We start from the raw sequence: 26471 nt of genomic DNA, 5'->3' as shown, positions 1-26471 counted from the left end.
AATTAAAGGAGATAGGTTACCTATCTCCTTATTTATTATCTATATTGATTTTAGGTGATCTTTTTTTAGAGTTTTCAAATAGATTTAGTATATCATCAAGTTCAGCTTTTAATTTTTCTAAATCCATTTTATCTATGTTGTAATTTAAAAATAGTTTTTCGATATCTAAACAGATAGTATTTAGTTCGTTGTTAATTTTTAAGAATAAATCAAAATTATTACTTTTTTTAGCATTGGTAAATTTTTTTATATCTTTTTCTATAAATGAAACAACTTCATATTCTTTTTCAAATACTCCTTCTGGTATAGGATATGGTTTGATTCTTTGTAAATAATATTTATTTTTAGTATTTATGTTATAAGTGTAGGAAACTTTCAAGTTATTATCAATTTCAAACTCAATAAAATATAAAATTCCATGAACTTTTCTTATGTCAGTAGCACCGATGTATCTAAGTCTAGCTTCTATAGTGTCCCCATAAGCGTTGTTTAAAATGCTCATTTATAAACCTCCTAAAATTTTTTATTAGAAACGGGCTAATAGATAAAGAGTTGAAATAATTATTGATAAAATCATAAGCGGAAAACCTATTTTAAAGTACTCTTTAAATGTTATTGGATATCCATTTTTTTGACCAATATTAGATAAAACAATATTAGCAGAAGCACCTATTAATGTACCATTTCCTCCTAAGCAAGCACCTAAGGATGTAGCCCACCAAATTGGAGTTACATCAACACCTTGAGATTGCATGGTTAAAATTAGTGGTATCAATGTAGCGACAAATGGTATATTGTCCAGAAAAGATGATATTATAGCTGATAACCAAAGGATTACTAACATAGTAATTATTAAGTGACCCTTTGTAGCATTTATTAAGTATTCAGCTATAAAATTTATAATACCTATCTCTACAAGACCACCGACTACAATGAACAAACCTCCAAAGAATGCTATTGTAGACCATTCAATACTTGAAAGAATTTCATCTACATCTTGCTTACCTATAAAAATCATTAAAGTAGCACCTGTTAAAGCAACTATACTTGATTCAATGTGAATTATGTTATGAAGAGCAAATCCAAGCAAAATAAATATCATCATGATGATACTTTTAATAAGTAAAGATTTATCTTTTATTGCTTTATTTTCATCTAGAGATAATATTTTTTCTTTATATATGTCAGCTACTACTAAGTGTTTTTTAAATACAAACTTAAAACATACAATAGTAGAAAATAGTATTATTATAACTACAGGGCCAAGATTAACTACAAAATCCATAAAACTTAAATTAGCAGCGCTACCTATCATTATATTTGGAGGATCACCTATTAAAGTTGATGTACCCCCTATGTTAGAAGCGAGTATTTGAGTTATTAAAAATGGAGTAGGATTTATTTTTAATATTTGAGTTATGACTATCGTCATTGGACCAATTAACAAAACAGTAGTTACATTATCTAATACAGCAGATAAAATTGCTGTTAGTATCATAAAACAAAGCATTATTTTCCAAGGATCGCCTTTTGATTTTTTTGCTGAAAAGATTGCTATATACTCAAATAAGCCAGAGTTTTTAACAACTGATACAAAAATCATCATACCTATTAAAACACCAATAGTATTGAAATCAATATGTTTAAGGCTATTTTCAAATGATACGATATTAAATATCAACATAAGCAAAGCACCTGCTACAGCAGCAACAGCTCTGTTTACTTTTTCAGATATAATAGCTATCATAACTAGCAAAAATATAGATATGGCTATTATTTGATTAGTGTACATGACTATCGCCTCCTTAGTAAGTTTAAAAACTTAAAGCTAATAATTAAAGTATAGTTAAAAATTTGAAATGTTACAGAAATCAAAAAAGTTATTAAAAAGTAAAGAAAATAATTAGTTTTATAAATAATCACTATATACTAAAATAAACATATTATAATATATAGCTATATACCACTAAATACCAATAAATTAGTTTTAATTTGATATAGGAGATGGACAACATGAATGAAAATACAAAACAAATAGAATTGAAACTTAAAAAAGAAGAGATAGAAGCTATAAAATTAGTGGATATAGAAAGAATAAAAATAAAAACTTGTGCTAAAAAAATGAAAATGACAACGGAAGAATTTAATGAAACATTAAATAGTGCAAGAACTAAAATAGCAAAAAGTATAGGAAAAGATAGTATAATAAAGATTATATTAGAAGAAGAACAAATAGATAATAATTTATACTTTACATTTAGATGTGCAACTTGTGGAACTATATATAAAGTAACAGGTTATGAAGAAAGAATAGCTTGTCCACTTTGCACAAGCAATAAAGTTATGAGTGCAGAAGAAGCTGGATTTGATAAAAAAAGTTATTGGTTATAAATGCCAGTAACTTTTTTTATGATACAATTAAAGTAATAGTGAAAAAAATAGGAGGAATAATATGATTTCAAGAGAAATAGCTTCTAAGGTTTTATCAAAGTGTTTGATAACTGGTGGAGATTTTGCAGAAATATTTGAAGAGGATACAATAAGCAATTCTATAGGATTAATAGATAGTAAAGTTGAAAATGCACTAGGTGGAAGAAGTTATGGTATAGGCATAAGAATATTTAAAAATTTCAAAAGTGTTTATGCTTATACTAATGATAATTCTTTATCATCTCTTTTAGATACAGCTTATAAAGCAGCATTGGCATTAGGTAGTTTAAAAGAAGAAAAATCTATAGTTATAAATAATAATGTTAACTATGAGAATATGCACAACATAAAATTATATCCAAATGCTATAGACTATGAAAAAAAAATAAAAGTAATGAAAGAAGCATATAAAAGCGCAAAAGATTATAGTAAAGAGATATCACAGGTAAATGTAACTTATTTAGATAAAGCACAAAAAATATTAGTTGCAAATAGTGAAGGTTTATATATAGAAGATGAAAGAATAAGAACAAGACTTGGAATAAGCGCTGTAGCTTCTAAGGGAAATGAAAATCAAACAGGATTTGAAGGGCCAGGAAGAGCAAAAGGATTTGAAATGTTTGAAGAAATAGACCCAGTTTTCTATGGAAAAGAAGCTGCAAGAACAGCTCATACTATGCTACATGCAAGAAATTGTCCAGCAGGCAAAATGACTGTTGCAATAGACAATGGATTTGGAGGAGTTATATTTCATGAAGCTTGTGGACATTCACTAGAAGCAACATCAGTAGCTAAAGGAAATTCAGTATTTTCTGACAAATTAGGAAAACAAATTGCCTCGACAAAAGTAACAGCAATAGATGATGGAACATTAGCTAATCATTGGGGATCTAGTAATATAGATGATGAAGGCAACTTTACAAAGAAAAATGTATTAATAGAAAATGGAATTTTAAAATCATATATGATAGACAAATTAAATGGAAGACGAATGAACATGGAACCAACAGGAAGTTCTCGTAGACAAAGTTATAAATATGCTCCAACATCAAGAATGACTAACACGTACATAGCACCAGGAGATGATAATCCAGAAGATATAATAAAGTCAATAGATAATGGTCTATACGCTAAAAAGATGGGAGGAGGATCTGTAAATCCAGTTACTGGAGAGTTTAACTTTGCAGTAGCAGAAGGATATATTGTAAAAAATGGTCAGATACAAGAACCTGTAAGAGGTGCTAGTTTAATAGGTAAAGGTAGCGATGTACTTATGAATATAGATATGGTTGGAAATAATTTAGCTCAAGCCCAAGGTATGTGTGGTTCATCATCAGGAAGTATACCAACAAACGTAGGGCAACCTATGATAAGAGTTAAAGAAATTACTGTAGGTGGAAGATCGGAGGAATAGTTATGGACTTTAAAGAATTTAAAAATATACTGTTTGAGAAGGCTTTAAATGAAGGTTTTGAAGACTGTGAAATTTATTATACTGATGGTGAAGATATAAGTATAACAGTTTATGAAGGTGAAGTAGAAAAGTATAATTTAGATAAATCTTTTGGATTGTCATTTAGAGGAATGCTAAATGGGAAGATGGGGTATTCATATACTGAAATTTTAGATGATAAGGCTATAGATATGCTTATAAAAAATGCAAAGGAAGCATCTAAGTGCATAGAGAGTACTGATGAACAGTTTATATATGAAGGTGACAAAAATTATAGTAAAGTTCAAACTTATTCAGAAAAACTAGAAAACATAGATGCGGCGAAATTAATAGAAATTGCATTAGATTTAGAAAAACAAACTAAAGAATATAGTGATAAAGTAGTTAATATAAGTAGTTGTAAAGTATCTTATAGTTCTTCTAAAAATGGAATATATAATACTAAAGGTTTAGCGTTAAGTAATAAGGGAAATTTAATTATAGCATATGTTATTCCTATAGTTGAAGGTAATAATGAAAAGCAAGATGGAATGGGATATAAGATAGCTGATTCTTTAGAAGAAATAGATACTAAAGAAATAGCAAAGCAAGGTGTAAAAGAAGCTTTATCTAAATTAGGTGGAAGTACTATTTCTTCAGGCAATTACAAAACCATAGTATACAATGAAGCTATGGCTTCTTTACTTGAAACTTTTGCAGATATATTTAGTGGTGAGGCTGCTCAGAGAGGATTATCTTTATTGAAAGGAAAAGAAGGTGAGATTATAGCATCTGATATTGTTTCAATAGTGGATGACCCTCTTCTAGATAAAGGTTTAGCATCAACACCTTTTGATGATGAAGGAGTTGCAACATTTAAAAAAGATATAGTATCAAATGGAGTCTTAAATACCCTATTACACAACTTAAAAACAGCTCATAAAGCTAATGTAAAAACCACAGGAAATGGATTTAAAGCATCGTATTCTTCTCCGGTAAGTGTAGAGCCTACGAACTTTTATATAGAAAAGGGAGAAGCTAGTATAGGTGAGCTTATGGAAGAGATTAAAGAAGGAATTATGGTAACAGATTTTGCAGGTCTTCACTCTGGAGCGAACTCTATAACGGGTGATTTTTCTTTAGCAGCTAAAGGATTTTATATAAAAGATGGAAAAAAAGAATATCCAGTAGAACAAATAACTGTTGCAGGAAACTTTTTTGATTTATTAAAAAATATTAAATTAATAGGAAATGATCTAAATTTCCCAATAAGTAGTGTAGGGGCTCCATCAGTTATAGTAGAAGGTTTATCTGTAGCAGGTAAATAGCATAGAATTTATATATCAAAAATGTAAGAAAACTTAAAGGTTTTGGTAAGGATTTTTTTAGATTAAGTATGTATAATAAACTCACCAAATAAAATATTGGGAGGAGTTATACATGACAATAATATTAGGCGGATTAATGATAGTTCCATTTATATTAGCAGTAGGAGCTGGATTATTAGAAGATCAATTAGATAGTATAAATGAATAATAATTATATAGATACGAAGCATCCATTAAATTGGATGCTTTTTTATTTATTATAAACACCTATACATAGGATATGCTCACTTTGAGCAATTAATTAGTTATCTAAAGAAAAATTACAGTATACTATATTATTTTTTGTTTTTTATACATAATATTGAAGTAAATATTATACGGAATAGAGAAATGTTAAATTAAGTGTTTATGGAGCAAACTAAAAAAATTATGATATTTATAAAAAATTATATTGCTGTAATTGATTGTAAGAAGTAATAATTAAATTAAAATATTGGAGAAAGTTAATATGAGTAATTTAAGCGCTTTTTTTAGTCAAAATGTAGTAAAGAGTGAAAATAAGAAACATGTGGTTTTAAATAAATTTATAGATTCAAATAAAAATAGATGATTATAAAAAGGGACCTAGAGATATGAAGCGTAACAGTAGAGGGCGTAGAAAATAAATTTCCAAAACTTGAAAATAAATCCAAATTATAATATTATAAAAATTGACATTTTAAATTAAAGGAGGCTTATATATGGGTTTATTTTCAAAAAAAGAAACTTGCTCTATATGTAAAGATGAGTTAACAAAAATAAAATTATCTGATGGATATATCTGTGGAAAATGTTTAAAGGAGAGTGGTCTATTTCCCATAAAAAAGCCATTAAAAACTGTTACGATTGAAGAAGCAATCAATTTAATAAATAAAAATGCAGAAAATAAAGAGTGTGTTAAAAGTTTTAATCCAACAAAAAAAATAGGCGTTTATATTGAATTTGATGATAATAAAAAACAATGGCTTATACCAGATGGATTTGCTGGTAAAAAAAGAAATCCTAAAGTTTATAATTATAAAGATATCATTGAGTTTGAATTATTAGAAGATGGAGAGACTATAACAAAAGGTGGATTAGGAAGTGCTATTGCTGGTGGTGTTTTACTAGGTGGAGTAGGAGCTATTGTTGGTGGTGTTACTGGCAAGAAAAAAACAAATTCTATAGTTAATTCATTACAAATAAAAATAACATTAAATAATATGAATAATCCTAATGTATATATTAAATTGATAAAAGCAAAAACAAAAACAAATTCTTTTACATATAAAACATCATATAAATTAGCACAGGATATTTTATCTGTATTATCTATTATTGTGGAAAATAATGAAAAATCTAAAAATGAAGTTAAAAATATCTCATCTGAAGTTGATGAAATTCTAAAGTTTAAGAATTTATTGGATGATGGAATAATAACTCAAGAAGAGTTTGATAAAAAGAAAAAAATAATACTAGGAATATTGTTATAAATAGCTATGAATATTTACCATAGAGTAAAAATAATTGAGGATACTAATAATTATTCAACCAACGAACTGTAGTTGTAAAATTCAGTAGTTGCTAGACCTATTAACTAGCAAAAGGAATACGCAAGGCAACTGGTACTCCTTTTTTTATGCCTAAAAATACAAAAATTAAATAAATAATAAAATAATGACAAGAAATGACAAATTATGACAATATAAATAATGTATACTTATTATTGCTATCATAAATAAGTTTTAGGGAGGAATTAAAATGAAGAATCAATTAACTAATTGTAAAGCATGTGGTAAAGAATTGGCAAAAGGAGTTAAAAAATGTATTAATTGTGGTAAAGATCAAAGAAACTTCTTTATGAAGCATAAAATACTTACAGGATTTTTAGCACTATTAATAATAGGAGCTATAGGCTCTGGTGGTGGAAATAATACTAATTCTTCATCAATAAAAAGTGATAATAATGAAAGTCAAGAAATGGCGCAAAAAACAAACTCTGAATCAACAGAAAAAGTTGCAGCTAAAGAAAAAATAAAAGAAGATATTCCGACAGAATATAAATCTGCACTAAGAAAAGCAAAAGTATATAGCGATACGATGGCAATGTCTAAGGCAGGGTTATATGACCAGTTAACATCAGAATATGGAGAGAAGTTTTCACAAGAAGCTGCTCAATATGCTATAGATAATATAGATGCTAATTGGAAAGAAAATGCATTGAAGAAAGCAAAAACATATCAAGGAAGTATGGCGATGTCTCCAAGTGCAATTTATGATCAGTTAAAATCAGAACACGGTGAGAAATTTACGGAAGAAGAAGCTCAATATGCTGTAGATAATTTGGAGTAATATACAAGGCTAGGAAAAATCCTAGTCTTTTTATTTCTCTAAAAGGACAGGCAAGTTCTTAGCTAAGATTACATAATATTAACTAAAATATTCGTTCAAAGTGCTAAGTTTAAGTTGAAATATATACTGACTCTTCATAATTTAGAAGGACTATCAAAAGAAGTTAGAGCATCTTTAAAAGGAGCTAATACGACTTATACTTTAATAGCAGGTGTAGATAAAGAAGCTTTTGAATCTTTAGAAAAGGAATTTGCAGTACATGGATATTGTGTAGATGATTTACTTAACCTAAAAAGATATACAGCTTTACATTTAATTAAAGGTAATGATAGTTATAAAGCGTTGATAACCAATTTACCTCCAGAGTTAAAAGTTAATATCGAGGAACAAAATGTGGCATAAAAATAGGAGAGCAGACACTCTCCTGTTTATTTTTTATATAATTTAAAATAGCATAGAATGTGCCTAGGTTGCTATGAGATAACATAAACACTTCACTCACATTCCGTCAAGTTAACTGCGTTACACTTGCTACATGTTCGCTACGCATGTTATAGCATATGCTAAACACATATAAAAAGTTGCATGTCCTTGTATAAAAAATAATTTATATGTTAAATTTATGAAATTTATCTAATTCAATAGATTAATTATATTATTGAAAAAAAATAAATTTGAATGTATAATCAACTAGTAAAAGCAGTTGTATTAGTTGTTGATAATGTGAATAAAAAATTAAAACTGACTAATTACTGACTTTTATTCAATATAAATTAATGAATATATTGAAAATCCAATGTTACAATTTAATGTTGGGACTTGTTCGAGAACCTCCAAGTATAAAAAACTAAGGTATTTATATAGTGGCAGTATATAAGATATACCCTTAGCTATGACTTTTAATTAAAAAGTTGTAAGGTTCTCCTTTATAAATTTTAAGGAGGAGATTGTTATGCAAAAAAGAAAGGTAATAATTGACTGTGACCCAGGAATAGACGACTCTCTAGCTTTATTATTAGCAATAAACTCACCTGAGCTAGAAATACTGGGGATAACAACTTGTAGCGGGAATGTGCCTGCTAAAATGGGAGCTGAAAATGCTTTGTATACACTTCATAGATTTTCAAACGAAAACATAGATGTATATGTTGGAGAAGAAAATCCTCTAAAACGAGAACTTGTAACAGCTCAAGACACTCATGGAGAAGATGGATTAGGAGAAAATTTCTACGAAATACTGATTAATAAAAAGATTAAATGTGGTGGTGTAGATTTTATTATAGAAACATTAAAAAATAATAAAGATGTATCTATAATAGCATTAGGACCACTAACAAATATTGCAAAAGCACTTATGAAAGATAAAAAAGCTTTTAATAACCTAGATGAATTTATTTCTATGGGAGGTGCTTTTAGAATACACGGAAACTGTTCTCCAGTGGCTGAGTTTAATTATTGGGTAGATCCGCATGCAGCGGATTATGTTTACAAGAACTTACCTAAAAAAATTCATATGGTAGGACTAGATGTAACAAGAAAAATAGTATTAACACCAAATATAATAGAATTTATCAATAGACTTGATAAAGATTTAGCTAAGTACATTACACAGATAACTAGATTCTATATTGATTTTCATTGGGAACAAGAAGGTATTATAGGATGTGTAATAAATGACCCACTAGCAGTTGCTTATTTTATAAATAGAAGCTTATGTAGTGGATTTGAAAGTTATGTAGAAATAGTAGAAGATGGTATAGCTATGGGACAATCTGTTGTAGATTCTTTTAATTTTTATAAAAAGGAACCAAATAGTGTTGTCCTTACTCAAACTAATGAAAAAGAATTTATGTATATGTTTTTAAAAAGATTATTTCCATCTCATGTAGACAAAATAAATACTACAGGAGGAATAATTTAATATGAAAAAAAATTTATCAACAATAAATTTAACTTTAATATCATTGGGAATAGCACTAAATGTAATAGGAGCATTTATAGCTTTAAACTTGAGGCTTCCTATATACTTAGATTCTATAGGAACTATATTTATAGCATGTACATTAGGTCCTAAGTATGCAATAATTACAGGTGTTTGTGGGAGTATGGTAAGTGGAATAACTTTTGATATTTATTCATTCTTTTTTATGCCAGTTCAAATTTCAACAGGATTAATAGCTGGATTAATGTATAAAAAAGGTTTTTTAAATGGATTAAAAACACCTTTAGGGGTGCTTGCATTTTCGATTCCGACTTCTATATTAAGTGCTATAATAGCAGCTTTTGTATTTGGAGGAGTAACATCATCAGGCTCTTCTTATGTAGTACAAATATTGTCAACACTTGGAATAAATAAAGTTTTAAGTGTATTTTTAACTCAAGTATTTACAGACTATATAGATAAACTTATAGCTGTACTACTTGTAAATAGTGCTGTATTATCAATACCATCTAATTTTATATATAAATTAAAAACTAATAAAAACTAATGGAGAGAACAATGGATAGATATAGTGAAGTTACGAATAAAAATCAAAGAGAAATAGTATTATTAAAAGGATTTTCTTGTGTATGGGGTAAATGTTCATTTTGTGATTATACACTAGATAATGATGATAATGAAGATGAAATGAATGAAATAAACTTTAAAACTTTAGACAATGTAACAGGAAAGTATAAAGTATTAGAAGTTATAAACTCAGGAAGTTGTTTTGAGCTTCCTAAAAAAACATTAGAAAAAATAAAAAGTATAATAGAAGAAAAAAATATAGAAAAATTATTTTTAGAAAGTCATTGGTCTTATAAAAATAGATTAAATGAAATGAGAGAATTTTTTAATATACCTATAGTGTTTAAAATTGGGGTAGAAAGTTTTGACTATGACTTTAGAAATAATTTTTTAAATAAAAATGCTAAATTTAAATCAGTTGAAGAACTTAAAAAGTATTTTGATTCACCTTGTATAATGGTAGGTATAAAGGGTCAAAGTAAAGAAATGATTGATAAGGATATGGATATAGTTTTAAATAATTTTGAACATGCAACTATAAATGTATTTGTAAATAATACAACAAATATAAAAAGAGATGAAGAATTAGTAAATTGGTTTAAAGAAAAGTATAGTTTTTTAGATGAAAATAGCAAAATAGAAGTTCTTTATAATAATACTGATTTTGGAGTTGGAGAATAATTAATATAATGGATTAATATTGAAAAAAGATTACAATAATATTAAAAAAATTAAAAAAAAATTGTAACTGGAGTCATATATAGTATAATATAATAAAATAGAGATAGAACTGAGGTGCTAATATATGAACGACAGTGTAAAAAAAACATCTATAATATCCATAATATTAATATTTACAGTTAGCATTCTTTCAGGGTGTGCATCAAATGAAAATAATATTGAAAATGATAAAATAAATTTAGAACGTGTAAAATCAAATATGAGTTATAAAGATGCAAATGTATTAGAAATAAGTAAACCAATAGTTACAGATGATTCTAATGATAATAACGATAAGTTTATTGATACAAAAACTAAAGTTAAGAATATAAGTGATTTAAATATAAGAAATATAGAGTTAATATTTAGAGAATATGATAATGAGAATAATGCTTTAGCTAAGACTGAGGCTTTGTCTAAAATAACTTTAGAACCAGGACAAAGTGTTTATATTCAATCTGCTCATAAAAAGTTTACAAAAAAAATAGAAGTTATAGGTTATTCTTATAATTTAGATAATCAATTAATATATGTAGATTTATTAAAAGATAAGTTCAATGTCTTAAATACTAATGAAAAAATTGTTGCATATAAAAAGTATGATGTATTAGGGATATCTGAACCTAAAATAACAAATAAAGTTAAAGGTGGATATAATGCACAAATAACAATAAAAAATATTTCAGATAAAGATATTGGTAGTGTAGTTTTAGAAATTGCAGAGCTTAATGATAAAGGTGAATATATAAATGTAACACATTTAGATTCATATGAAGTAATAAAAAAATCTCAAGAGATAAAGTTAAATTCTGTTCATCCTAATGATGTAAAAAAATTAGAAGTGATAGGATATGTTTATGATGATATAAATAATAATACAACTGTAGAAGTGAACTTAAAGTTAAATGAAGCTATATTAATGAAATAAATGGATATTTAAAAGCCTAAAATCTATGATAAAAGATTTTAGGCTTTATTTTATATAAAAAGGTAATAATTTTCAAAAGTTGAATATAATAAAGTAAATATATATTTAAATGCATATCTAAAATGTTTATCAGTAATAATAATACTACTTAAGGAGATGATACTGATGACAGAAGAAAGTAAAAATCAAGGTACTAATTTTAATGAATTAGACTTCTTAAAACTTAATGAAACGCTAGCAAATCCAGAGTTTGCAAATTGGTATTACAATCAAATTTTAAATGGCACTGATGCTGATTTAGAAATATTAGGATTTGTAGATATTGTAAAAAATTACACAGAAGGAAAATATGATAAGTAAAATTTATTTTAAGAAAAAGATAAACTAAATAAATAAAACCTCACCTTAGGTGAGGTTTTATTTATTTAGTTTTTTTATAAAAAATTCGTAACTTAGAATCAATATGATAGATGCTAATAATGCATCAATCATATCAATCATAGTGTCATTAAGGCCTCCAATTTGCATATTAGTTAAGAAAAACTGATCTATTAAAAATTCAAAGATTTCCCATAACCCAGCTATAGCTAAATTAAAGAAAAATACAAATGAAATAGTTAATTTTCTGTTTTTATAAATATCTAAATTCTTTGGATTTAACATTTTGAATAAATCATATCCAAATAGTGTTACTAAAATTCCTGATAAAAAATGCATTATATCATCATAATGATTAACTATACCATAAAAATCAAAACTAGAACCTAAGTATGAAGCAATAAAAACAAATACAAGTATAGCAAATATCAATGCTGGAGATATTATATTCAGAAAATTTTTGGATATAATTTTTATAAAACTTGTTATAATAAGTGAACAAAAGCAAGGTGTTATTTGAAAAGTTTCACCATATAAAATAAAGTATATTAAAGATATTGTATAAATCAATATTAATATATTTGTAGTAATATTTAAATATTTTAAAACTTCTTTTTTAGAAAATGACAATTTAAAACACTCCTTATATAGATATATTAACTAATATATTATATTAAAAACATTTTTATTCGTAGCATAAAAATTCCTAATATGACAATAATTAATTGTGTTTTTTTTAGATAATATCAAATACTAATATCAATTAAGTAACAAATCTAAAATGAAAGAAAGGAAATTTTTAATATGCTAGTGACTAGAATGTATAAAGCTGTTAAAGAAGATAAAAATCAACAAAAAAGAAAACAAAAAAGATGTAAAGCTATAAAGTTTACTACACTTACGGCTCTAGGTATAGGAACAACTATAGGAGCTGCTATGATATATAAAAAATCTAAATCAAAACAATGTGAAGTTTATGATGATTACATGTATAATTTAGAAAATTATGATAATGAAGTTAAAGAAACTTCAGAATTAGAAGAAAAAATAAATGAATTTAATAGTAATAGATTAAGTTATGAAAATGAAGAACATCCATCAAATGAAGAAATCCAAAAGGTTATGAATAAAATAGATACAGTAGATAACGATTTAGATAAACATTAATACAAAAAAGTTATTCTAATATATAGGAGGCAACTATGAAAGAATATAAAATAGCTGATTTAAATAAAAAAGAAGAAGATGAAATAAAAAAAGCTGAAAAAATGATTAATGATATTACTGGTAAAGAATTTATATTTATAGCTTGGGAAAAAGATAATTCTAATTTAAAATAAAAAACTCCCTTAAGGGAGTTTTTTAATAATTTATATCAGCAGCTTTTATATTTTCCTTATTCATAGAACTACAAGGAGTAACTCCATAAGTCATATTACAATGAGGGCATTTATCCACATGAGTATTCATGATAAAAGATTTAGAACAGTTAACACAAGCTATTTCGTGAGGTGTTCTTAGTGGGAAATTTCCTTTACCTTTACTTCTTACTAAATCAACAACTTGCTTTCCATCATTTTTATTTGTATTTGCACATCCACAAGACATATAAATTCCTCCTAAACTTTAAATAATTCAACTTATTATAAATTAAATTAAAAAATAAATCTGTAACATATGTTACAAAAATTAGGAAAATGCAAAATTATCTGAATGTATTTATAAATATTATTATACAAGGGAGTGTAAATATATCAAGTAAGAAAGCACCTACTAAAGGAACTATTAACAATGCTTTTTCAGATATTCCATACTTATGAGTTACAGAATTCATGTTGGCTAATGCATTTGGAGTATTACCAAGTCCATGCCCTATAAGGCCAGATACCATAACAGCAGCATCAAAATTTTTACCAAGTAATTTAAAACATATAAAAACAGCATAAAGTAAAACAAATATCACTTGAGTAAGTATTATTATAAACATAGGACCTGCTATATGTACTAAATCTAATAAATTAATACTCATAAGAGCGATAGTTAAAAACATTGAAAGAGATATTTCACTTATAAAATTAAGAAGTTTAAAATCAAGTTTTATTATATTTATTGAATCATTAAAATTTCTAAATAAAAAAGCAACAACCATACACCCTACAACACTTGGTAAAATGATATTAGTTTTTATATATAATATTTTTGTAACTAATTCTCCTATGTTAATACATAAAAGTATGACTAAAACTTGTTCAAAAAAAATTGTAGTATTAAATTTATTAGATTTAAAATTTCTAGTTAAATAATTTTTATTAATATTAATAAGATTAGATTTAAAATTTGTTGGATTATTGGAACATATATAGCTAGGCTTAAGTTTATATTTTTCAATCAAGTACCTAGATACTGGAGCGCCTAAAACACCTCCTAAAATTATGCCTAAAGTTGCAGCAGCAAGACCTATTGTTACAGCACCATCTACACCCATACCTTCAATGGTTCTTCCGAAAGCTGCAGCATTTCCATGGCCACCTTCCATAGATATTGTTCCACACATAAGTCCTATTAATGGATGAACATTTGTAATTTTAGCCATTACAACTGATATTATATTTTGAAAAAGAGCTAAACCTCCACAAAGTATCCAATATGTAAATAAAAGTTTACCACCTTTTTTTATAAGTTTAAAACTAGCACTAAGACCTAGTACTATAAAAAATATACTCATAAAAAAAGGTACAATATTTTCTGAAATATTAATATTAATTAGATTTGAAAGTTGTAAAATCAATGATATTAAAGTAAATAATAAACCTCCTATAACTGGGGATGGAATGCAAAATTTATTGAAAAATTTAATTTTATTTTTTAAAAAAGACCCAATAAGAAATAATATTATAGCTATAGAGAGTGTAGCTATTAAATTTAAATTTATAGTTATCAATATATCACCTCCTCAAAAATTATATGTCTTCAATGAATGATTAATGAAGATAGTAATAAAAAATATTTTATAAATAAATATAAGAGTTTTTTGAAATAATATTTATACATTATTTTTTTTAAGGAGTATTAATATGTATGATAATAAAAAAAAATTCAATATAGATTATTTCTCAAAATATTATTTTTATGACTTAGATGAATTTAGGAAAGAAGATGATTCAGAATATATATTAGAAAAAATTAATGAATGTAATAGATTTAACTATAAAGGTTACACATATAAATATAGTAAATACAACAATATAGTAAAAGGTGAAACTAAAAAAAATATAGACATGACAATAGATGAGTCTAATGGAAATATAACTATAGAAGGAAAAGTAAATAGGTTAGATTTAATTTATAAATATCAAACAAAACAATTAGAAGATCATGTAAGAATAGCTACTAAAGTATGTGATAATATAAATGAGACTTCTTGTTTGATATACATAGATAATGCTCAATGCAAAGAATTTTTAAATTCATTAGACAATATAAAAGAAAATCAAGTTAAACTAATGAAAAATAGAGCACAACAATCGACAATTAATAAAAATGATAAAATTTAAAATAAAATATTGTTTTATCATGGCAAAATAGGGTAATATATAAATATAAAAATACATTACGGGGTGACAAATATGAACAGACTAAATGAAGTTTTAAAATTATTTAAAGATGAGGTAAAGGGCATAGTGGATACTATGTTAGTAAGTGAGAGAATTAACTCTCAAAGATGTATAGCAAAAGATGTAGATACCACAAAAACTATAATAGACAAAAAAGAAAGTAAGAATAAATTAAGTCAAAGTGAAATGAATAAATTATACAAAGAACTAAGCAATTTAGTAGAAAATTTAAAAGGCGTAGGAGAAGAATTATTAGTAAGTGAAAGAATAAATACACAAAGATGTATAGCAAAAGATATAGATACTACAAAAACTATAATAGATCAAAAAGAACATGAAAATATAGGAATTAAAGAAATAGAAGAATTAGCTGAAGAAGCTAAGGGATTAGTAAATGCAATGGTATCTGAAGAAAAATTAAATACAGAAACTGATTCAATAAAAGGTGTGGATACTACAGAAACGATAATCGATAGAGAAGAAAATTTAGAAAATACAGAAGAATTTAATAAGCTAGTAGAAGAATTAAAAACTTTAATGTCTACGATTTTAGTAGGAGAAAGAATAAATACACAAAGATGTATAGCAAAAGATGTAGATACTACGAAAACTATAATAGATCAAAAAAATAAAAAGTAAAATAGCTATGCTATTTTACTTTTTATTTTTTGTAACAATACAGACATATTTAACGTATATTAATGATGATAAAAATTAAAAAAATTGATTAATATAATGTTCATTGGACATAAATTAAAAAGTATAAGGTTCTTGCAAATGAAAAAGAAAATCATTTACGAATAAAAAATAAAATGTTATAATTTAAAATATGAAAATTAGAGGAGGCATGCTTATGAATATATTAGTAAATAGTGCTGAAGAAACCTTCTTACATGTAGGTTCATTAGTTAGTATATCTATATTATTATTTGGATATATAAACTATAAAACGAGCGGAAATTTTATAGATATAATAAGTAAAAATAAAAAATTACAACCACTTGTGGGAGCTTTGTTAGGAGCACTACCAGGGTGTGGAGGAAGTATAGTTTTAATGCCATTATATATGAGTAGTAAAGTTACCTTTGGAACTATAGTAGCAAGTTTGATATCAAGTATGGGAGACAGTGCATTTTTAGTTATGGCAACTGATTTTAAAGCATACATAAATTTAACTATAATAAGTTTTTTAGTAGGTATTATAACTGGATACTTAGTAGATTATTTAAAAATGGAACAAAGACTTGATTTACATAAATGTAAAAAAGATTCAAAATATAATCAAAAAGGTTTAGAATTAAGAAATGCAAGTGCAAAAGCTTGTGACATAAAAAATCACAATAAATTCTATCATATATCTCATAAAATAGTTCATGGGATTGGTTATAAAATATATTTATTTTTATTATTAATAGGATTTGTATTTATGGTTTTAGCCCATTCAGGATTAGAATTTGGATTTATAGAAAAGTTACATTCTTTCGAAGAAGCTATAGCTATATTAGGTATAATATCTTCATTTATATATATGATAATGACTAAAAAAGTTATAGAAAATGAAAATTTTGAAGAAAATGAACATAAATTAATGTCATTAAAAGAAACTATTATACATTCTGTAAGTGAGATATCATTTGTAATTGTTTGGATATTTATAGCTTATATAATTTATGATGTTGTTATATTTATAGCAGGTGGAGAAGAAGTATTAGTTAATTTAATATTAGGAGCTGGAGTTTTAAGTGTATTTGCAGGTGCTTTACTTGGAATAATACCAGGTTGTGGCATTCAAATTGTAGTTATGTCATTTTACTTAAAAGGAAGCTTACCATTTGCAGCATTAGTTTCAAATACAATATCTCAGGATGGAGATGCATTATTTCCATTACTTGCACTAGATAAAAAATCAGCTATGTGGGCTACTATAGTAACTACTATACCTGCTATATTAGTTGGACTAATAGTATATTTTATTTAGTATTAAAAATTAAGTACTAATATATTAACATAGACACATACTCTATAATATGAAATATATTATGGAGGAAATATATGAAAGATAATTCTATGATTGTAGGAATTGTAATAGGTTTATTAGCAGGCATATTATTTACAAAAATTAATTTTACAACGCTTATTACATTAGGCCTTGGAATATGGATTGGACATTATATATCTAATAATAAAAAATAAGAGATATCTCTTATTTTTTATTAAATTTTAAATTTACACTATAATATGTAGTATATAAGTTATTTCATAGGCTCAAAGATGTATATACAATTTAATACAATAGAAATTACATAAAATATCTTATAAAGTTTGTGTGTTCATTGAAAATATTAAATCCTATTAATATAAGTATAATTCCTCCTATAAATTTAGCAAATTTTCCTATGAAAGCTCCCATTTTATTTCCTATTAAAACACCTATAAAACAAACTGAGAAAGTTATAATCCCAATACAAATTACCATTGGAATTATAGGTATATTTAAAAATGAAAAGCTAATTCCAACAGCAAGGGCATCTATACTAGTAGCTATTGCCAATATGAATATATCCAAATTATTGCACTTAGAAGAATTATTTTTATCATCTTTAGAAAATATCATTTGATATCCCAAAAAGCATAATAATATAAATGCTATCCAGTGGTCTATAGATTTTATATATTCAGAAAGTCTAATACCCAAACTCCATCCTAAAAGTGGCATTAACCCTTGAAATAAACCAAATGCAAGACTAATTTTAAGAGCTAATTTAAAATCTATTTTTCTTACATTCATTCCTTTAGATAATGAAACTGTAAATGCATCCATAGATAAAGCAAAAGAAGTCATTAGTACAAATGTTATATTCATAAGGATCCTCCTTTTTAATAAAGTAATAATATAAAAAAATCAATATTAATATATATATAAATATATGGATAAATAGTACAAGTTTAATATAAAAAATAGACTATATAAATTATTGTATTTATATAGTCTATTTTTTATATTAATTATATAATTAATTTTATTTTCTAAAATTAAAGTATATTTAAATAGGTTAGAGGGACTTGCTATATTTAATATATGAAATATAGCAAATTTATATTGGTAAATTTATATCATATGATTAAGTTTATAATAATAAATAATTTGTATCTTATTTATTTAATTCTTTTAATTCTTTTCTTAATTCTTTATCTTCTTTTCTCATTTCTTTATCTATTTCTTTTATTATTTTTTTTGCTTCTTTTTCTTCTTCATGTTCTTCTTTTTTTATTTGATGTTTTAATTCTTTTGAGAATTTATGCTCTTCATGTTCTTCTTTTTTTATTTCTTTATCTATTTCTCTACCTAATTTTTTGTCTTCTTTTTCTTCTTCATGTTCTTCATGTTCCATTTGGTGTTTTAATTCTTTTGCAAATTTATGTTCTTCATGTTCTTCTTTTTTATACTCTTTTTTACTTTCATGTTTATATTTTAATCCTTCTATATCTTTTTTTAGCTCCTCTTCAACATGCTTTATTTCTTCTTTGAATTTCATTGTTAACATCTCCCTAAGAAAATTTAGATTTATTATAAATACATAGTAGCACCAGCAAAAAATATTGTAAATAAGTTTTGTTTTTTGTAGAATGTTTTATATTTTCGAAAATATTATATACATCAAAAATATGAATAAAAAACATATAGATATACTAATAAATAAAAATTTTTAGTATTCTGAAAATGATAATAAACACAAAGATTAGTCAAACTCTAGAAAAAATATACGATAACTAATATAATATGATTGTAGATGTTTAAAGGGGGGAATTTTTATAAAAAAATATAGTGGAGAAATAGGATTACTTTTAGTATCTTTAATTTGGGGAAGTGGATTCGTAGCAACACAACTAGGACTTGAAAATGGACTTACACCATTTCAGCTGATGACAGGTAGATTTTTTATAGGGGCATTTTTAATAAGTATTATATTTTTTAACAAGGTTAAAAATATAAATCAAAATGATATTATTGCTGGAATGATACTAGGTATATTTTTATTTACAGCATTTTCTTTTCAAACGTTTGGTCTTAGATACACAACATCATCAAAAAGTGCTTTTTTAACGGCAGCTAATGTTGTAATGGTACCATTTGTGGGATGTCTTTTATACAGGAGAAAAATTGATAAAATAGGAATTATGAGTAGTTTAATTGCACTTATAGGTATAGGAATAATATCATTAGATTCTAGTTTTAGTATAAGTTTTGGAGATAGTTTGACTTTAATATGTGCAGTTGGATTTGCTATGCACATATTTTTTACAAGTGAATTTACTAAAAAGCATGATCCTGTGGTACTTACATGTATACAAATGACAACAGCATTTTTATTATCTTTATTGTTACAGATATTAGTAGGAGAAATTTATACGCCTATAAATAAATTAACTTTATCATCCGTATTATTTTTAGGTGTATTTAATACAACTTTATGCTTTCTTGGGCAAACTGTATGTCAAACTAAAGTTGATGGAACAAAAACAGCTATATTGCTATCAACTGAAGCAATATTTGGGATGCTTTTTTCTGTATTAATAGCAAATGAAGTAATAACTCTCAGGATGATTATGGGCAGTATACTTATATTTACAGCAATCATATGTGCAGAAACAAAATTGTCATTTGTATTAAAAAAATAAAGATTTAAGTTTAATTAATTTAATAAAAATTAATAATGATAAAATTAGTTATATTAAAATATGAATATTTTAATATAACTAATTTTTTTTTTAGAAAATTTTAAAAAGTAGAAAATAAAAATTATATATAAGTATAAAGTAGATTATATTAAGTAATATATTATAGAATATTTTGATTAAGTATAATATAATATCTTATGTATAGACAATGTTTTCAAAGAAAGGGGAAGTATTATGACAAGACCCACATTAGTAGTTATGGCTGCAGGAATGGGGAGTAGATATGGGGGGTTAAAACAAATAGATTCAGTAGGACCACATGGAGAAATTATAATAGATTATTCTATTTATGATGCAATAAAAGCAGGGTTTTCTAAAGTAATATTTATAATAAGAGAAGAGGTAGAAGATGTATTTAGAGAGAAAATAGGTAAAAAAATTGAAAAAATAATAGAAACTGAATATGTATTTCAAGATATAAATTTTGGGATACCAAAAGATTTTAATTTACCAAAAGAAAGAAAAAAACCTTGGGGAACGGGACATGCAATTTATTGTTGCAAAGATGTTATAAAAGGACCTTTTGTGGTTATAAATGCTGATGATTTTTATGGCCAAAGTACTTATAAAATAATTTATGATTATTTAGTAAATAGTAAGGATGATTTTGAATATTTGATGGCAGGATTTGTTTTAGAAAATACTTTAACAGAAAATGGTACTGTAGCAAGGGGGATATGCGAAGTCGATAAGTACAACAATTTATTATCTATAACAGAACGAACTTCTATTAAACAGTTTGAAAATGGTATTAAATATACTGAAGATGATTTAAATTGGGTAGATATAAAAAAAGGAAGTATTGTTTCTATGAATATATGGGGGTTTAAACCAACAATTTTTAATGAACTAGAAAAAGATTTTAGATTATTTTTACATAATAACAAAGATAATATTTTAAAAGCTGAATTTTATATACCATCAGTTATTGATAGTATGATAAAACAAAAAAAAGCTAATGTTAAAGTTTTAGTATCTAAAGAGCAATGGTATGGGGTTACATATAAAAAAGATAAAGAAAATGTATGTAAAAGTATTAATAATTTAATGGGTGATATATATCCTGATAAATTGTGGGAGGAGTAATGTGATTAGGGAATATGATTTTAAAAATATTGTAAAAAACTTTAAGTTTAAAGGGAAATTTATAGATGCTAAAAGTCATACATGTGGACATATAAATGATACATTTATATTAACTTTTGAAAATAACCAAGAAATAGTAAGGTATATACTGCAAAGAATAAACACTAATATATTCGAAAATCCAGATGAATTAATGGAAAATATAAAAAATGTAACTGAGCATATAAAATCTAAAATAATAAAAGAAAATGGAAATCCACTTAGAGAAACTTTAAATATAATAGAAACTCTAGATAATAAAAATTATTATTTAAGTAGTGATGGAAATTATTTTAGGGCTTTTGTATATATAACAGATGCGAAAACTTACCAAATTGTTGAAGAGCCTATTCATATGTATAAATGTGGAAAAGCTTTAGGTAAATTTCAACAGCAATTATCAGATTTTAACGTTGAAAAACTATATGAAACTATAATAGATTTTCATAATACTAAAAAAAGATATGAAACTTTTTTAGAAGTAGTGAATTTAGACCCACTAAAAAGAGTAAATTTAGTTAAAGAAGAAATTAAATTTGTATTAGATAGAGCTGACGATTGTGAAGTATTAGTAAATATGATAGAAAAAGGAAATATACCTTTGAGAGTAACGCACAATGATACTAAATTTAACAATATAATGATAGATGAAAAAACGGATGAAGCTATAGCTGTTATTGATTTAGATACTGTAATGCCAGGATTAATTGCATATGATTTTGGGGATTCAATACGTTCTGGAGCAACTACAGCTTTAGAAGATGAAATTGATTTAAGTAAAGTTAATTTTGATATGAATTTATATGAAGAATTTGTAAAAGGTTTTTTAGAAGAAACTAAAGATTCATTAACGAATTTAGAAAAAGAATATCTTCCATTTGGAGCTAAGCTTATGACTTTTGAATGTGGAATGAGATTTTTGGTGGATTATATAAATGGAGATGTATACTTTAAGATACAAAGAGAAAATCACAATTTAGACAGAGCTAGAAATCAGTTTAAATTAGTTAAAGATATGGAAGATAGTATGGATAAAATGAAAGATATAGTTCTTAAATATTCTTAATAGCAATAAAAAAGGTTAACTTAAAGATTTAATTTAAGTTAACCTTTTTATATTTTGAAATACTACATGAAAATTTAAAATAAAGTGTAGGTTTTGCAAAGAATTAGGTTATAAAAATATATTAAAAAATAAACTAAATAAAGGAAAATAACGAAATGAGTCATATAAATATATAGAGAGATAAAATAAACTGTAAGAAGAGGTGTTTATATGAGTAAAAAAATTGCAGTTATATACAAAACAAAATATGGAAGTGCTAAAAAATATGCAGGTTGGCTTACGCTGAAGTTAGATGCAGATTTATATGAAATTACTGACATAAGACCGAAGCATTTACTTGAATATGATACTATAGTATTTGGTGCAGGTATATATAGAGGAAAAATAAATGGAATAAACTTTATAAAAGAAAATTATGATAAAGTAAGAGATAAAGATTTATTTATATTTACTGTTGGAATGGAAAATATAAGTGAATCAAAAAAAGAAGATATAATAAAAAATAACTTAGATGATTTTAAAGATAAAGATTTTAAACTATATAACTTTAAGGGTGCATTTGAATATAAATCTTTAAATATTTTAGACAAAATTATGATGAAGACTCTTAAGAAGCTTATAGAAAATAAAAATAAGGTAGATTTAACAGAAGATGATTTAAATATATTAAAAGGTTTTAAAGAAAAAGTAGATTTAACTGATAAAAAATCAATAAATGATTTAATTGAAAACATTAATAAAAAAGTAAATAGCTAATGATAATTGTTTATTTGACAATTATCATTAGCTATTTTATTTAATTATATAAATAAAAATATTCTTAAAAATTCATAATAATCATTTGTATAGAAATTAATAGTTTGAGAATTTATAAGTTTAACACCAGGATAAAAAGAAGCTTTAAATGCATCTTGATGTTTTTTAAATCTTATTTCTATATTAAATTCATCTGGAAGCTTTATTATATGTCTAGATAAATCGCCAGACAAAGCCTTAAATACACCTTCTTTTATATTTTCAAGTGCAGTTTGAGGATGAATAGATATAGCTGCATCGCCAATTCCCTTAGATACAGCAACTGTAATTATATTAGGATTTAACTTTTTTGCATTCTCACAAAGCATTTCATCTCCACTTAAAAAGGCAACAGGAACATTGTAATAAGCACTAGTATAGGCGTTTATCATAAATTCGCTAGCTATGTTTTCATTAATTTTCACATAATCGTACTTAGAATTATTCATAGTATGTGATAATGGATTTCCAGTTTGACCACCACCACTATGATAACCTACAAAAAGTGTAGCATCAAAAGTTTTATCTATGCCTGACATCATAATATGTGGATCATTGGTCCATCCTCTAATTAAGTGAGTATTTGGGGGAAGCAATGATTGATTTATACTTCTTGCACTTCCATGTGCATCTTTAATTAATATATAATCGCAATTACACTTATTTGCACCATTACAAGCTGAACTTACTTCTTTAGTCATTTGTAATTTATGATATTCTCCACAAGGAGAATTAAGATGAGTCTCTTCCCAATTTACAATTCCACACGTACCTTCTATATCAGCACTAATATATACTTTCATTATTTTCCTCCAAATAATAATATTATAAAGTTCATATCTTTATATAATAGATATAGTATTTAGAATTTAAAAATATACATATTTTATTGATAACTTTCATATTTTTAGTACATAAAATATGTATTTAATAGATTTGAGGTGGAAATATGAATTTACTCAGACCTACCTATGCACAAATTAATTTAGATAATATAAACAACAATATAAATGAAATAAAAAATTACATATCAAGGAAAACTAAATTAGCTATTGTGGTTAAAGCGAATGGATATGGACATGGAGCAGTTGAAATATGTAAAAATATAAATAAAAATATAGTTGATTACATATGTGTTGCCACTTTAAGTGAGGCTTTAGAATTAAGAAATAGTAATATAGATATACCTATATTAGTAATGGGATATATACCAAAGAATTATTATAATTTAGCTATAAAAAATAATATAACTATAACTATTTTTTCTATAGAACAAGCTATAATAATTGATAATCTGTGTAAGAATTTGAATATAATTGGTAAAATTCATATAAAGATAGATACAGGTTTTAATAGGCTAGGATTTAAAATAGAAAATAGTGACATTAGTGATTTAAAGCATATATTAAATCTTAAAAATATATTTATAGAAGGAATTTTTACACACTTAGCTCTTAAAGATAAAAAGTCAGATTATGAACAGTTTAATAAATTTAAATTATTGACACAAGAACTTTTAAAATACAAAGATATACCTATAAAACATATTTGTGACAGTATAGGTATGGTAGCTTATAAAGAATTTCATTTAGATATGGTAAGAATAGGAGCTAGTATATATGGATACAACAGTAGAGAATCTAATTTAAATTTAAAAGAAGCTATAAGTTTTAAATCTAAGATTATTCAAATAAAAAAGGTACTCAAAGGAGAGGGTATAAGCTATGATTATTCTTATATAGCTCCTAAAGATATGTATATAGGCGTTATACCTTGTGGATATTATGATGGTATACCAAGAAAATTATCAAATAAAGGATATGTAATTGTCAATAATAAAGCTTGCAAAATAATCGGTAAAATATGTATGGATCAGATGATTATAGATGTAACAAATTTAAAAAAAGAAGATTATGATAAAGATGTTATATTATATGGGGATAATGGACCAAATGTTTTAGAAATTGCCAATATGTGTGATACGAATAGAAATGAGATACTTAGTTTATTGTCAAGAAGAGTAGATAGATTATATATCAAAGATAATAAGATTATAAAAAAATTAAATTATATATTGGGAGATGATTAATTTGATATATCCAAAAAAATTAAATAAAGGAGACACTATAGGTATAATAGCACCATCAAGTCCATATAGACCTTTGTGTAAAGAATCATTAAATTATGAATTAGATAATATAAAAAAAACTATAGAGAATTTTGGATATAAAGTTAAAATGGGAAACACTTGTTATTTAAGTTATAAAGGATATTTAGCAGGTACAGATGAAGATAGAGTAAAAGATATAGAAACTATGTTTGAAGACAAAAACATAGATGCAATATTATGTCTTAAAGGAGGATATGGAACTCCTAGAATACTTGATAAAATTAATTATGATATTATAAAAAACAATCCGAAAATATTTATAGGATACTCAGATATAACAGCACTGCATATAGCATTTAATCAAATTTGTAATTTAGTAACTTTTCATGGAATAATGGCAGCAACAGTTTCTAATTGGGACGAATTTACATATAATTCTTTTATGGATATTGTAAATAGTAAAGAAAGTTTAGAACTTAAAAATCCAGAAGATGAAGAGTTATACACTTTGGTAAAAGGTAGCGCAAATGGTATTATAATAGGTGGAAATCTATCTTTAATAGCAAGCACTATAGGTACTAGTTATGAAATAGATGTAAAAAATAAAATTTTATTCATAGAAGAAATAGGGGAAAGTATATATAAGATAGATAGAATGTTAACTCAATTAGAGTTATCTGGTAAATTTAATGATTGCAAAGGTATTATATTTGGAGATTTTGAAGATTGCAATAAAGAAAGAGTAGAAGATTATGACTTATATGATTTGTTGTTAAATAAAATTAAAAAGTATAATAAGCCATGTGTATATAATTTACAATCAGGTCACTGCAAACCTATGATAAGTATGCCTTTGGGTGTAAATTGTAATTTAGATGCTACTAATAAGAAGATAATACTAACAAAATAAATATTAAAAATAAAAA

General features: G+C 25.2%; 31 protein-coding genes and 1 riboswitch. Of the genes, 23 read left to right on the top strand and 8 right to left on the bottom strand.

All coding sequences use genetic code 11. The annotated features are described in order from the left end of the window. Positions 1–28: 28 nt before the first annotated feature. Together ABFX13_RS07170 and ABFX13_RS07165 are read right to left on the bottom strand one after the other, a co-directional pair. Positions 29–502, bottom strand: a complete 474-nt coding sequence (locus ABFX13_RS07170) for a hypothetical protein (protein ID WP_346044344.1) — start codon at positions 500–502, stop codon at positions 29–31. A gap of 24 nt (positions 503–526) precedes the next feature. After that, positions 527–1792 carry an ArsB/NhaD family transporter gene (locus ABFX13_RS07165; RefSeq protein ID WP_346044342.1) on the bottom strand — a complete coding sequence of 422 codons (1266 nt, stop codon included), beginning with the start codon at positions 1790–1792 and terminating at the stop codon, positions 527–529. A gap of 221 nt (positions 1793–2013) precedes the next feature. Between ABFX13_RS07165 and ABFX13_RS07160 the strand changes: the two genes are divergently transcribed. From ABFX13_RS07160 to ABFX13_RS07110, 11 genes are all read left to right on the top strand, one after another. Beyond that, positions 2014–2391 carry a DUF134 domain-containing protein gene (locus ABFX13_RS07160; protein WP_346044340.1) on the top strand — a complete coding sequence of 126 codons (378 nt, stop codon included), beginning with the start codon at positions 2014–2016 and terminating at the stop codon, positions 2389–2391. A gap of 61 nt (positions 2392–2452) precedes the next feature. Beyond that, the gene (locus ABFX13_RS07155; RefSeq protein ID WP_346044338.1) at positions 2453–3844 is read left to right on the top strand and encodes a TldD/PmbA family protein; all 1392 of its coding nucleotides are present in this window, start codon (positions 2453–2455) and stop codon (positions 3842–3844) included. Positions 3845–3846: 2 nt separating this feature from the next. Continuing rightward, positions 3847–5190, top strand: a complete 1344-nt coding sequence (locus ABFX13_RS07150; protein ID WP_346044335.1) for a TldD/PmbA family protein — start codon at positions 3847–3849, stop codon at positions 5188–5190. A gap of 740 nt (positions 5191–5930) precedes the next feature. Then, positions 5931–6701, top strand: coding sequence for a DUF4428 domain-containing protein (locus ABFX13_RS07145; protein ID WP_346044333.1), 771 nt, complete (start codon positions 5931–5933; stop codon positions 6699–6701). A gap of 268 nt (positions 6702–6969) precedes the next feature. Then, positions 6970–7560, top strand: coding sequence for an Ltp family lipoprotein (locus ABFX13_RS07140; protein ID WP_346044331.1), 591 nt, complete (start codon positions 6970–6972; stop codon positions 7558–7560). 114 nt (positions 7561–7674) lie between these two features. Next, entirely contained in the window at positions 7675–7962 is a 288-nt protein-coding gene (locus ABFX13_RS07135) for a hypothetical protein (RefSeq protein WP_346044329.1), read from the top strand. Between the two features lie 410 nt (positions 7963–8372). Next, positions 8373–8417, top strand: a riboswitch (PreQ1 riboswitch). Between the two features lie 95 nt (positions 8418–8512). Further along, positions 8513–9481, top strand: coding sequence for a nucleoside hydrolase (locus ABFX13_RS07130; protein ID WP_346044327.1), 969 nt, complete (start codon positions 8513–8515; stop codon positions 9479–9481). Between the two features lies 1 nt (position 9482). Then, positions 9483–10049, top strand: coding sequence for an ECF transporter S component (locus ABFX13_RS07125; protein WP_346044324.1), 567 nt, complete (start codon positions 9483–9485; stop codon positions 10047–10049). Between the two features lie 11 nt (positions 10050–10060). Continuing rightward, a complete protein-coding gene (locus ABFX13_RS07120) occupies positions 10061–10750 on the top strand; it encodes a radical SAM protein (protein ID WP_346044322.1) in 690 nt (229 codons plus the stop codon). A 124-nt stretch (positions 10751–10874) separates the two neighbouring features. After that, positions 10875–11717, top strand: coding sequence for a hypothetical protein (locus ABFX13_RS07115; RefSeq protein ID WP_346044320.1), 843 nt, complete (start codon positions 10875–10877; stop codon positions 11715–11717). Between the two features lie 165 nt (positions 11718–11882). Beyond that, positions 11883–12077, top strand: a complete 195-nt coding sequence (locus ABFX13_RS07110; RefSeq protein ID WP_346044318.1) for a hypothetical protein — start codon at positions 11883–11885, stop codon at positions 12075–12077. A gap of 57 nt (positions 12078–12134) precedes the next feature. Here ABFX13_RS07110 and ABFX13_RS07105 read toward each other — a convergent pair whose 3' ends face one another. Then, the gene (locus tag ABFX13_RS07105; RefSeq protein ID WP_346044316.1) at positions 12135–12725 is read right to left on the bottom strand and encodes a DUF2238 domain-containing protein; all 591 of its coding nucleotides are present in this window, start codon (positions 12723–12725) and stop codon (positions 12135–12137) included. A 174-nt stretch (positions 12726–12899) separates the two neighbouring features. On the opposite strand from ABFX13_RS07105, the gene ABFX13_RS07100 reads away from it, so the two are divergent. Both ABFX13_RS07100 and ABFX13_RS07095 read left to right on the top strand, forming a co-directional pair. Beyond that, on the top strand, positions 12900–13262 hold the full coding sequence (locus ABFX13_RS07100) for a hypothetical protein (RefSeq protein ID WP_346044314.1): 363 nt from the start codon (positions 12900–12902) through the stop codon (positions 13260–13262). Positions 13263–13297: 35 nt separating this feature from the next. Next, positions 13298–13435, top strand: a complete 138-nt coding sequence (locus ABFX13_RS07095; protein WP_346044312.1) for a hypothetical protein — start codon at positions 13298–13300, stop codon at positions 13433–13435. Between the two features lie 22 nt (positions 13436–13457). Here ABFX13_RS07095 and ABFX13_RS07090 read toward each other — a convergent pair whose 3' ends face one another. Both ABFX13_RS07090 and gltS read right to left on the bottom strand, forming a co-directional pair. Further along, complete coding sequence (locus ABFX13_RS07090; RefSeq protein WP_346044310.1) at positions 13458–13703, bottom strand: hypothetical protein; 246 nt, start codon at positions 13701–13703, stop codon at positions 13458–13460. A 97-nt stretch (positions 13704–13800) separates the two neighbouring features. Continuing rightward, positions 13801–15036: a sodium/glutamate symporter gene (gene gltS / locus ABFX13_RS07085; RefSeq protein WP_346044308.1), complete on the bottom strand. Its 1236-nt coding sequence runs from the start codon at positions 15034–15036 to the stop codon at positions 13801–13803. 133 nt (positions 15037–15169) lie between these two features. Between gltS and ABFX13_RS07080 the strand changes: the two genes are divergently transcribed. The 4 genes from ABFX13_RS07080 to ABFX13_RS07065 all read left to right on the top strand — a co-directional run bounded on the left by ABFX13_RS07080 (position 15170) and on the right by ABFX13_RS07065 (position 17902). Continuing rightward, positions 15170–15649 (top strand): hypothetical protein, encoded by a 480-nt coding sequence (locus ABFX13_RS07080; protein WP_346044306.1) that lies wholly within the window; start codon positions 15170–15172, stop codon positions 15647–15649. A gap of 72 nt (positions 15650–15721) precedes the next feature. Further along, complete coding sequence (locus ABFX13_RS07075) at positions 15722–16348, top strand: hypothetical protein (protein WP_346044304.1); 627 nt, start codon at positions 15722–15724, stop codon at positions 16346–16348. 214 nt (positions 16349–16562) lie between these two features. Next, entirely contained in the window at positions 16563–17687 is a 1125-nt protein-coding gene (locus ABFX13_RS07070; RefSeq protein ID WP_346044302.1) for a putative manganese transporter, read from the top strand. A 74-nt stretch (positions 17688–17761) separates the two neighbouring features. Beyond that, the gene (locus ABFX13_RS07065; protein WP_346044299.1) at positions 17762–17902 is read left to right on the top strand and encodes a hypothetical protein; all 141 of its coding nucleotides are present in this window, start codon (positions 17762–17764) and stop codon (positions 17900–17902) included. Positions 17903–18008: 106 nt separating this feature from the next. On the opposite strand, the gene ABFX13_RS07060 is transcribed toward ABFX13_RS07065, so the two are convergent. Together ABFX13_RS07060 and ABFX13_RS07055 are read right to left on the bottom strand one after the other, a co-directional pair. Then, positions 18009–18572, bottom strand: a complete 564-nt coding sequence (locus ABFX13_RS07060) for a manganese efflux pump MntP (RefSeq protein WP_346044297.1) — start codon at positions 18570–18572, stop codon at positions 18009–18011. Positions 18573–18861: 289 nt separating this feature from the next. Further along, the gene (locus ABFX13_RS07055) at positions 18862–19245 is read right to left on the bottom strand and encodes a hypothetical protein (RefSeq protein WP_346044295.1); all 384 of its coding nucleotides are present in this window, start codon (positions 19243–19245) and stop codon (positions 18862–18864) included. 277 nt (positions 19246–19522) lie between these two features. Here ABFX13_RS07055 and ABFX13_RS07050 point away from each other — a divergent pair, with 277 nt between their 5' ends. The 4 genes from ABFX13_RS07050 to ABFX13_RS07035 all read left to right on the top strand — a co-directional run bounded on the left by ABFX13_RS07050 (position 19523) and on the right by ABFX13_RS07035 (position 23396). After that, positions 19523–20389 (top strand): DMT family transporter, encoded by an 867-nt coding sequence (locus ABFX13_RS07050; RefSeq protein ID WP_428833866.1) that lies wholly within the window; start codon positions 19523–19525, stop codon positions 20387–20389. A 234-nt stretch (positions 20390–20623) separates the two neighbouring features. Beyond that, positions 20624–21535 carry a sugar phosphate nucleotidyltransferase gene (locus ABFX13_RS07045; RefSeq protein ID WP_346044292.1) on the top strand — a complete coding sequence of 304 codons (912 nt, stop codon included), beginning with the start codon at positions 20624–20626 and terminating at the stop codon, positions 21533–21535. Between the two features lies 1 nt (position 21536). Further along, positions 21537–22640 carry a phosphotransferase enzyme family protein gene (locus ABFX13_RS07040; protein WP_346044290.1) on the top strand — a complete coding sequence of 368 codons (1104 nt, stop codon included), beginning with the start codon at positions 21537–21539 and terminating at the stop codon, positions 22638–22640. A 210-nt stretch (positions 22641–22850) separates the two neighbouring features. Next, positions 22851–23396, top strand: a complete 546-nt coding sequence (locus tag ABFX13_RS07035) for a flavodoxin domain-containing protein (RefSeq protein WP_346044288.1) — start codon at positions 22851–22853, stop codon at positions 23394–23396. Between the two features lie 44 nt (positions 23397–23440). On the opposite strand, the gene ABFX13_RS07030 is transcribed toward ABFX13_RS07035, so the two are convergent. After that, complete coding sequence (locus ABFX13_RS07030) at positions 23441–24238, bottom strand: M55 family metallopeptidase (RefSeq protein ID WP_346044286.1); 798 nt, start codon at positions 24236–24238, stop codon at positions 23441–23443. Positions 24239–24384: 146 nt separating this feature from the next. On the opposite strand from ABFX13_RS07030, the gene alr reads away from it, so the two are divergent. Both alr and ABFX13_RS07020 read left to right on the top strand, forming a co-directional pair. After that, on the top strand, positions 24385–25524 hold the full coding sequence (gene alr, locus ABFX13_RS07025; protein WP_346044284.1) for an alanine racemase: 1140 nt from the start codon (positions 24385–24387) through the stop codon (positions 25522–25524). After that, positions 25517–26455 carry a S66 peptidase family protein gene (locus ABFX13_RS07020; protein WP_346044282.1) on the top strand — a complete coding sequence of 313 codons (939 nt, stop codon included), beginning with the start codon at positions 25517–25519 and terminating at the stop codon, positions 26453–26455. Before alr ends, ABFX13_RS07020 begins: the two co-directional genes overlap by 8 nt. The last annotated feature ends 16 nt before the right edge of the window (positions 26456–26471 follow it).

Origin of the sequence: Paraclostridium tenue (genome assembly GCF_039521565.1) — a bacterium.
Taxonomy (GTDB): domain Bacteria; phylum Bacillota; class Clostridia; order Peptostreptococcales; family Peptostreptococcaceae; genus Paraclostridium; species Paraclostridium tenue.
This window is presented reverse-complemented; position numbering and strand designations above follow the sequence as displayed.